Source organism: Alistipes sp. (assembly GCF_048465575.1).
In the GTDB taxonomy this organism is placed as follows: Bacteria; Bacteroidota; Bacteroidia; order Bacteroidales; family Rikenellaceae; genus Alistipes.
Window position 1 is genome coordinate 49,188 of record NZ_DBFWLG010000038.1, and the last position, 9,031, is coordinate 58,218.

Consider the following 9,031-nt stretch of genomic DNA (forward strand, 5'->3'; position numbering starts at 1 on the left):
GCTACTAACGCTTAAAAAACAAATTATGTCCGTCAAATCGCACGATACCGACCTGAGCGAACTGCTCGCAATGGTCGAAACCGGAAAAGCCCAGCTGCCCGAGTTTCAGCGGAGCTGGGTCTGGGACGACACCAAGATATGCAAGCTGATCGAAAGCATCACCTCGGGCTTTCCGATGGGGGCGGCCATGTTTTTGGAAAACGGAGGAAACACCAAGTTCAAATACCGCAAATTCACCGGCACGGCACCCGATCTCGCAGCCGATCCGACCTACCTCGTTTTGGACGGACAGCAGCGTCTGACCACGCTTTTCCAGGTTTTCAAGTGCCGGAACGCCGTCGAAACACGTGTCGAGACCAACCGGGAGCAAACCATCAAACGGTACTATTACCTCGACATCCGCAAGGCGCTCGACCCCGCAGCGGATCGCCTCGATGCGATCGTTTCGCTACCCGACACCCGTAGAGTCTCGACCAATATCGGCCGGGAAATCGTATTGGACCTGCAAACGAGGGAGAAAGAGTACGAGCACCTCATGTTTCCGCTGAACATCACCTTTTCACAGGCCGACCTCAGCCATTGGATGCTGGGTCTTCTGAACTACTACCGGGACGCGAGCACCACCTACCTGGAACTTTTCACCCGTTTTCAGGTCTCTGTCCTCAACAGCATAACCACCTATAAAATACCGGTTATTTACCTCACCCAGGATACACCCAAAGAGGCCGTCTGCCAGATCTTCGAAAATGTGAATACCGGAGGTGTCTCCTTGACCGTGTTCGAATTGGTAACCGCCACGTTCGCTGCCGACGATTACGATCTGCGGGCGGACTGGGATTCCATTCGGGACGATTTCGCGGCACACAAGAAAGAGACCCTCACAGAGCTCGACGGGACCCATTTCATCACCTCGATGACCCTGCTGGTAAGCTACATCAGAAGCCGTTCGGGAGAGGCCCCTGTCAGCTGCAAGAAACGGGACGTACTGAGGCTGGAACTCTCCGACTACCGACAATACCGCGACTCGCTGGTAAAGGGATTCAAGGCGTCCGCCGATTTTCTCGTACACCAAGGCGTCTACGCAACCCGTGATTTGCCGTACAGTTCCCAGTTGATTCCGCTGGCTGCAGTTTTCGCTTTCGACGACCTGAACGGACGCAAATTCCATCTTTCGACAGCCAGAGAGCGCTTGAGCAGGTGGTATTGGTGCGGCGTGTTCGGCGAACTTTACGGCGGTGCCAACGAAACGCGCTTCGCCCAGGACATCGCAGGCATCTTCGACTGGATCGACAACGACCGGCAACCCGACACGGTCGTGCGTGCCAATTTCCAGGCAACCCGTCTTCTGACGATGCAAACCCGCAACAGCGCGGCCTACAAGGGTCTGATGGCGCTGATCTTGCAGGATTCCCCGCTGGATTTCATGAGTGCCAACAAAATGGACATCGCATCCTATATCGACGAAAATACGGACATCCACCACATCTTCCCGCAGGCACACTGCCAGCTGCGAGGCTATCCCGTCCGGAAATGGAACTCGGTCATCAACAAGACCCCGATCTACGCCAGTACGAACCGTTCGATCGGAGGACGGGCTCCAAGCGAATACATCCGGACTATGGAGAAAAAAGGGTTAACTCCGACCACTATCGACGATGCTATCTCCTCTCATCACATCGATCCGCGACTGCTCCGTGCGGACGCTTTCGAACCGTTTTTTCTCGACCGGGCTCTTCGGCTGCTCGACAGAATAGAAAAGGCGATGGGAAAAACGGTGTCCGGCCGGGAGAGCGAAGATACGGTCCGAGAATTCGGAACGATTTTGGCAGCATCCCGTCCATGATCCTCCAAACCGCATTCACCCTCCGCCCCCGCCGCCGGGGTTTCCACCTGATCACGGATGAGATCGAGGCCAACCTGTCGCCGCTGCCCCGGACTGGAGTGGTACACCTCTTCATCCAGCACACCTCGGCCGCCCTTGCGATCAACGAGAATGCCGACCCCGACGTGGGTATCGATCTCCGAGCCATCTTCGACCGCCTGGTCCGCGAGCGCGAAAGCTACTACCGGCACACGCTGGAGGGCGACGACGACATGCCGGCGCACGCCAAAACCGTGCTCGCGGGCGTCGACCTCACGCTCCCCGTCACCGGAGGACGGCTCGCCCTGGGCACGTGGCAGGGCATCTACTTGTGTGAATTCCGCGACCGCGCTCCGGGCCGCCGGATCGTCGCCACGGTCATCGGAGATACGCCCTGAGCCGTTCTTTCGTCTCTGTTTCACAACCGAGTCGCAGCTGATCGATCCCCGAGCCTGTCGAGGGGTCGCAAGCCTCCTCCCCACCCCCGTCGAGAACCAGCAAGCCCCCCTGTCGAGGGGTCGAAATAATATTCTCATTCCGAAACGCTTCCATTTGTCATTCCGAACTTTATGTGAGGAATCTCCCGCTTCCGCTCTTCTGTCCGCACAACCTCAGCCGCAGCAGCCCGGCGTCGAAAACGCCGGCGAGAGGCTGCACCCCGAGCAAAAGAAAGATTCCGCCCCTGCAAGTCGGAACGACCTATAATTCTGCATCGGGAACTCCGAATTGTGAATTTCTCTCGCTATCTTTGCCGTGCAGGCGCACACGTCCTGCCTGAAAACGGATGGAAACCTTTACGCAACTCGTCCTCGATTGGGGCTATTGGGGTCTCTTTCTGTCGGCGCTGATCGCCGGCAGCATCCTCCCGTTCAGCTCCGAGGCCATCCTGGTCGCACTGGTGGGCATGGGGCTCGACCCCGCGTGGTGCGTCGTCGCCGCCACCGCGGGCAACACGCTGGGCGGCATGACCTGCTACGCCATCGGCCGCCTGGGCCGTCCCGAGTGGATCGCGCGGCTGGGTATCGGCGAGAAACAGCTGGCAAAGGCCCGCCGTTTTCTCGCAGGACGGGGTGCACTGATGGGCTTCTTCGCATTCCTGCCCACCCTGGGCGAGGCCGTCGCCGTCGTACTGGGGCTTCTGCGCAGCAACCTCTGGCTCACCGCCGGCTCGATGCTCGCGGGCAAGGCGCTGCGTTATATCCTCCTTTTGGCCGCTTTCCAAGGCGCTGCAAAACTCCTTTGACATGGAACTGAAGATCGAAAAAACCGACGCGCCCTCGCGCGAACTGCTCCTCCTGGCCGACGAATCGGAGGCACTCGACGACTACATCGACCGCGGCATCGTCTATGCCGCCCTCCGCGACGGCCGGATCGTCGGGCAGTACGTCCTGCTGCACACGCGGCCTTTCACGGCCGAGGTGGTGAACATCGCCGTCGCCCCCGACTGCCAGCGGCAGGGCATCGCCACGGCCCTCCTGCGCCATGCCGCCGAGACAGCCCGCCGGGCGGGCTTCCGCATTCTCGAAATCGGCACGGGCGACTGCGGACTGGGCCAGATCGCCCTGTACGAGCGGTGCGGCTTCGTCCGCACGGGCCTCGACGTGGACTATTTCCGCAAATTCTGCCCTGTCCCCGTCTTCGAAAACGGCGTCGAGTGCCGCCACATGGTGCGCCTGAGCATGGACCTGAACTGAGCCATGTCCGTCTCGTGGAACCCCTGGCACGGCTGCCGCAAGCTCAGCGAAGGCTGCCGCCACTGCTATGTCTACCGGCAGGACGCCCGGCACGACCGCAACGCCCGCGAGGTACGGCGCACCGCGGCGTTCGATCTGCCCGTCCGCCGCAGCCGCAACGGGCAATTCAAGGTCCCGGCGGGTGAGATGGTCTATACCTGCTTCACGTCCGATTTTCTGCTCGAGGAGGCCGACCCCTGGCGCGCCGAGGCATGGGAGATGATGCGCCTGCGGGAGGACCTGCGGTTCATGTTCTTCACCAAGCGCATCGACCGCCTCCGGGAGCTGCTTCCGCCCGACTGGGGCGCGGGCTATCCGAACGTCATCGTGGGCTGCACGGTCGAAAACCAGGCGATGGCCGACTACCGGCTGCCGCTCTTTCTCGACTTGCCGCTCCCCCACCGGATCGTCATCTGCGCGCCGCTCCTCGGCCCGCTCGACCTCGGAAGCTACCTCACGCCGCAGATCGAGCTGGTCTCGGCAGGCGGCGAGTCGGGCGCCGAAGCCCGCGTCTGCGATTTCGACTGGATCCTTTCGCTACGCGACCAGTGCGTCGCTTCCGGCACGCCATTCTGCTTCCACCAGACCGGAGCCCGGCTTATCAAGGACGGCCGCCTCTACCGCATCCACCGCCGCTTCCAGCATTCGCAGGCCCGCAAGGCAGGCATCGATTACCGCTTCGGCCGGTAATCCCAGCGCACGCAGTCCGACTTGCCCCCGTCACACAAAAAATCCGACCCCCAGACGGGGGCCGGACCACTCATACTATGGGTTTTCGGAAACCGGAGGCTACTCGTTGGACGCAGCCAGCGGCGACGCCTGCACGTAGGTGCGTGCCGCCAGCTCCTTGTCGAGCATGTAGAGGCCGAACTTGTTACCCTCGACGGCCTCGCAGGCCTGGATCATGTCGCGTGCCGACTCCTCCTCCTCGACCTGCTCGTCGACGAACCAGACGAGCATATTCGACGAGGCGAAATCCTTGTCGGAGGCGGCGATCGAGGCCAGGTTGTTGATCATGGCGGTCACCTCCTTTTCGTGCGCGAGCGTGTCCTGGAACATTTCGAGCGGCGAGGCCCACTTGGTGCGCACCTCCTCGATGGGCAGCAGCTTGACCTCCGCATCGCGCGAAAGAATGTAGTTCATCAGAATCCGGGCGTGGTCCTGCTCCTCCTGGAACTGGACATAGAACCAGTTGGCGATTCCCTTCAGCCCCTTGGCCTCGGCGTCCATCGACATCGAGAGGTAGAGATAGGCCGACCAGAGTTCGGCGTTGATCTGCGCATTGAGCGCTTCGTGTAATTTCGAGCTTAACATGGTAGTATTGTTTTTAAGTTTGCGGTTATTTTGTTTTTGCTGATACAAATATACAATAGTTTTTCGTGATATGTACCATTGCGCCGATCATATTTTTTGATACCGCCATAGCCCGCATCTATACCCTCCGCGCAAACGGCGCCGGAGCCCGCCCAACGGGTCCCGGCGCCGTCCTTGAGCTTGCGCGCGATCAGTCGTCGATCTTGGTCACCTGGAACCGGTTGTTGAAATCCAGCTCGATCCCGTTGTCCAGCACGACCTCGTATCCGCGGCGCGTGCGTTCAATGTCCGTGATGCGGCGGCCTTCGAAATGCGCGGCCACATAGCTGCCGATCTGGGGCGGAACGATCGCCTCGGGCACCATCCCGAACTTGCTTTCGACCTCTTTCCACTCGCCGTTCTTGTTGAACTCCACTTTCGAGCCGTCGACGAAGACCACCGTGTAGTCCTTGTCCATCACCCCGCCGTCCACCTTGGCGTAGGAGACCTTGACGTTCTGGAAATGGTCCCTTACGAATTGCTGCGAAGCGGCCGGAAGCTCCCCGAGGGAGATCGGACGGTCGTTTCCCGCCAGCGCGGGGAGGGCAGCCACGGAGAGGACCGCGCCTGCGAGAATCATTGCCAACTTTTTCATACTCATTTTCGATTAAGGTTTTACATGTGTTTTCTGTTCACACTGCAAAATTGCTACCCGAATCTGAAATGAATATGAATTTTTCGCTTTTCGGCACATTTATTTTGCAAACCGCACCCGGAAGCAGTGCCGGCCGGCTTCGTAGGCGTAGTCCGCATGCGCTCCGTAGAGGCGGCAGACGGCCTCGACCAGCGCCAGTCCCAGTCCGGCCGACCCCTTGCGGCCGTCCGCGCGGTAGAAGCGGTCGAAGATGCGCGAGGCATCCAACGGGCCATCGGAGGCCGTGTTGCAGATCAGCAGTTCGCCCGCACCCGACACGACCGTCACCTCGCCACCCTCCGGCGCGTGCAGGAATGCGTTTTTCAGCAGATTCCCCACCAGCACCCCGGCCAGTTCCGGGTTCATTTCGACGCGCAGCGGCTCCGCAGCCCGCAGCTCGAAGCGCAGGCCCCGCGACGCATGCACCTCCCCTATCTCCCCGGCCAGACGTTCGGCCAGCGCCGCAAGATCGACCTCCTCCACCCCGGGAAACCGGCCGTTTTCGATCCGGGTCAACAGCAGCAGCGAACGGTTCAGCCGCACCAGACCGTCCAGCGTCCGCTGCACCTTGGCGATCTGTGTCAGCTGCCGCTCGGTGAGTGTATCCGACTCATCGACAAGCATCTCCAGCCGGTTGCGGCAGACCGCCAGCGGCGTCTGCATCTCGTGCGAGGCGTTCCCCGTAAACTGCTTTTGCCTTTCCAGCAGCGCCTCGGCCCGCGCGGCATAGCGCATTGCGGCTTCGTTCAGCCGCCGGAACTCGGTGATCCGCGTATCGCTCCGCAGAGGCGGGTTTTCGCCCCCCGCGGCATAGTCGTCCAACCACCGCAAGAGGGCGCGCAGCGGCCGCAGCGTGCGGTGCACGACGGCGGCATTGACCGCAAGGATCGTCCCCAACAGCAACAGGTAGAGCGCCACGACCCACCCCAGAATCGTCTCCTGCAAATCCTCTTTCTCCACGCTGGGGCTCATCACCGTCACTTCGTAGCGGCGGCCCGCGGCGTCGCGGAAAAGCATCCTGCCGACGCGCGCCGGCTGCCGCTCGTCCTCGTGCGGAAAGTAGGTCTCCTCGTCGGTGTAGACCATCCGCCCGAGCGGGCCGTCCGATTCCTCCGCCTCCCGGATGCAGAAGCCCTCGCCCTCGCGCGGCTGCGCTCCGCCCAGCATCCGGCGTACCAGCACCTCGGCCCTGTTCTCCAGCATCTCGTCCGTCTGGTCGTCGATCTCGTCGACCAGTACGACGTAGAACAGAGCTGCCCACGCCCCCACGAGGAGCGTCAGCAGCCACGACATGTGCAGCACGATCCGGTAGACCAGTTTCACGGGACGAAGAGTTTGTAGCCGAATCCGTACACGGCGCGGATCTCGATGTCCGCTCCGGCCTCGGCGAGTTTGCGCCGCAGGTTCTTCATCTGCGCATAGACGAAATCGAAATTGTCGGCCTGGTCCGCATGGTCGCCCCACACGGCCTCGGCCAGCGCGGCCTTGTCGATGGTGTGGCCCGGGCGGCTCAGAAAGTAGTTCAGAATGTCGTACTCCTTGCGCAGCAGCTCCACCCCGCGGCCGTCGATCTCCACCCGCCGGCTGTCGGGAAAGAGCCTCACGTTCCCCGCATCGAGGCTTTGCTGCCCGTCGCGCTGGTGGCGGCGCAGGACGCTGCGGATGCGGGCGCTCAGCTCCGCGAGGTGGAACGGCTTTGCGAGGTAGTCGTCTGCGCCCAGTTCCAGCCCGGCGATCTTGTCGTCGAGCGAATCGCGCGCCGAGATGACGATCACGCCCGCCCGGCGCCGCAGCCGCCGCAACTCCTCCAGCAGGCGAAGCCCGCTGCCGCCGGGCAGCATGATGTCCAGCAGGATGCAGTCGTAATCGTATTCGGCCATCTTGGCAAGCGCCTGCGAAAAGTCGGCGGCCTCCTCCACGACGTAGCGCTCGCGCACCAGCGTGCGGACCATGATCTCGCGCAGCGAGGGTTCGTCTTCGACGATCAACAGTTTCATAGCATCTCTCTTATCCAGCGCAAAGTTCGCACGCAATTCCGAAAAGAAACCGAAACGCCGCCCCTCAGAGCTGCCCCGTGCGCTCGAAATATTTTTGCAGCACCCCCAGCGCGATCAGTTTCTCGCGCTTCGGGTCCTCGAACTGCGCCACGAACTCGTGGGCATGGGCGACGATGGCTTCGGCCTCCACGGGATGGTCGATGTAGTAACGCATGCGCTCCTCCAGATCGGAGTAGTCGGCCCGAATCTCCACATAGTGGTAGTTCGGCACCAGCCGCCCCTCCATGAACCACGTCTCGTAAGTCGGGCGCGGCATGACGGCCAGCGAGTTCGACGACAGGACCCACTTGAGGTTGGTCGCCACGTCGTTGCCCTCGATGCAGAGGATGAACTTGTAGCCGAGGTGGTCGTACATGGGGATCAGCGGCTTGGTCCACTCGGGCGGCAGCGAGGGGTGGCGGTTCGAAATACCGGCGTCGCACACCGCCGAATCGGCATAGAGGCGCATGAACCTTTCGCGCAGCACGTGGTTGGGGTGGTGGCAGTTGATCGCCCCGCGGAAGATCGCCCGGTCCTCCTTGTTTCTCCAGGGTATGCCGTCCCTTAGAAAGACGAAATGGCGGTGCTTGTCCAGGTTGAGCAACACCGCATTGCGGTTGTCGCCCGCGATCGGCCGGCTCTTGACCACGGCGGGAATTTCAGGCACGGTCGTCACGTCGCCCGGCACCATGCACCACCTCAGGTCATCCCGGAACCAACGGGTGAACTCGTACGAATCGAAGAAATAGGCCGTCCGCACCCCCTTGCGGAAACGGTGCTCGCCTAAGGGGCGCATCCCCTCGCGGGGGGGGGTGACGGAGCCGTCCAGACGGTTGTAGTAATCCGTGCGCTCGCGGATCCTCTCCCAGTCGTCCCGCTTGCGCGCCTGGGCGAGCAGGCGTTCCAGCCGCCAGCGAAACATCCCCTTGGGCACGGCATACCGCGCGAAATTGCGGATAAAATAGACGATCTTCAGGGGCTTGTTGTGAAAAATACGGTTCAGACGGTTCATAAGCGCTCGGGTTGACACACAAAGATAGAAAATTCACGATTTATATTGCATAATTCACCAGAATTTCTGTTCCGGGGTATGGCCCTGTCTTCGACCTCCGTGCCCGATCGACGGGGCGCTGATCCACGTCCTCGATCCCCGAGCCCGGTCGAGAGGCCGACAATTCACGTCTTCGATCCCCGAGCAACGTCGAGGGGTCGCAAGGCAATACTTGTCATTCGAACGCTTCTTCATGTCATTCCGAACGCATGTGAGGAATCTTCCGCTTATCACGTCGCGTTCCGCGGCGGCAGTCCGCAGCCACCCCGGGCGGAGGACTGCACTCCGGGAGCGCATAACGGGCTCGAAAGCGCCTCGGAACGGCTGCCGCCCATAAAACGGGCGTCTTACGCCCGCCGCTGG

The 9,031-nt window shown here is 61.5% G+C and carries 10 protein-coding genes; 5 read left to right on the forward strand and 5 right to left on the reverse strand.

The window, feature by feature from the left end; translation table 11 throughout:
* Window positions 1–25 precede the first annotated feature (25 nt).
* The 5 genes from ACMQ11_RS10120 (at window position 26) to ACMQ11_RS10140 (ending at window position 4,284) form a co-directional block, all read left to right on the forward strand.
* Window positions 26–1,843, forward strand: coding sequence for a GmrSD restriction endonuclease domain-containing protein (locus tag ACMQ11_RS10120; protein WP_418992650.1), 1,818 nt, complete (start codon window positions 26–28; stop codon window positions 1,841–1,843).
* A complete protein-coding gene (locus ACMQ11_RS10125; protein WP_418992651.1) occupies window positions 1,840–2,259 on the forward strand; it encodes a secondary thiamine-phosphate synthase enzyme YjbQ in 420 nt (139 codons plus the stop codon). The genes ACMQ11_RS10120 and ACMQ11_RS10125 overlap by 4 nt, the downstream gene beginning before the upstream one ends.
* 386 nt (window positions 2,260–2,645) lie before the next feature.
* Entirely contained in the window at window positions 2,646–3,104 is a 459-nt protein-coding gene (locus ACMQ11_RS10130) for a YqaA family protein (protein ID WP_418992652.1), read from the forward strand.
* 1 nt (window position 3,105) lies between these two features.
* The gene (locus tag ACMQ11_RS10135; RefSeq protein ID WP_418992653.1) at window positions 3,106–3,555 is read left to right on the forward strand and encodes a GNAT family N-acetyltransferase; all 450 of its coding nucleotides are present in this window, start codon (window positions 3,106–3,108) and stop codon (window positions 3,553–3,555) included.
* Between the two features lie 3 nt (window positions 3,556–3,558).
* Window positions 3,559–4,284, forward strand: coding sequence for a DUF5131 family protein (locus ACMQ11_RS10140; protein WP_418992654.1), 726 nt, complete (start codon window positions 3,559–3,561; stop codon window positions 4,282–4,284).
* A 99-nt stretch (window positions 4,285–4,383) separates the two neighbouring features.
* Here ACMQ11_RS10140 and ACMQ11_RS10145 read toward each other — a convergent pair whose 3' ends face one another.
* From ACMQ11_RS10145 to ACMQ11_RS10165, 5 genes are all read right to left on the reverse strand, one after another.
* A complete protein-coding gene (locus ACMQ11_RS10145) occupies window positions 4,384–4,908 on the reverse strand; it encodes a ferritin (protein WP_418992655.1) in 525 nt (174 codons plus the stop codon).
* 190 nt (window positions 4,909–5,098) lie between these two features.
* Window positions 5,099–5,542: a PepSY-like domain-containing protein gene (locus ACMQ11_RS10150; RefSeq protein ID WP_418992656.1), complete on the reverse strand. Its 444-nt coding sequence runs from the start codon at window positions 5,540–5,542 to the stop codon at window positions 5,099–5,101.
* Between the two features lie 99 nt (window positions 5,543–5,641).
* Window positions 5,642–6,904: a sensor histidine kinase gene (locus tag ACMQ11_RS10155; protein WP_418992657.1), complete on the reverse strand. Its 1,263-nt coding sequence runs from the start codon at window positions 6,902–6,904 to the stop codon at window positions 5,642–5,644.
* Window positions 6,901–7,578, reverse strand: a complete 678-nt coding sequence (locus ACMQ11_RS10160; RefSeq protein WP_418992658.1) for a response regulator transcription factor — start codon at window positions 7,576–7,578, stop codon at window positions 6,901–6,903. Before ACMQ11_RS10160 ends, ACMQ11_RS10155 begins: the two co-directional genes overlap by 4 nt.
* Window positions 7,579–7,642: 64 nt before the next feature.
* Window positions 7,643–8,629 carry a glycosyl transferase family 90 gene (locus tag ACMQ11_RS10165; RefSeq protein ID WP_418992659.1) on the reverse strand — a complete coding sequence of 329 codons (987 nt, stop codon included), beginning with the start codon at window positions 8,627–8,629 and terminating at the stop codon, window positions 7,643–7,645.
* Window positions 8,630–9,031 lie beyond the last annotated feature (402 nt).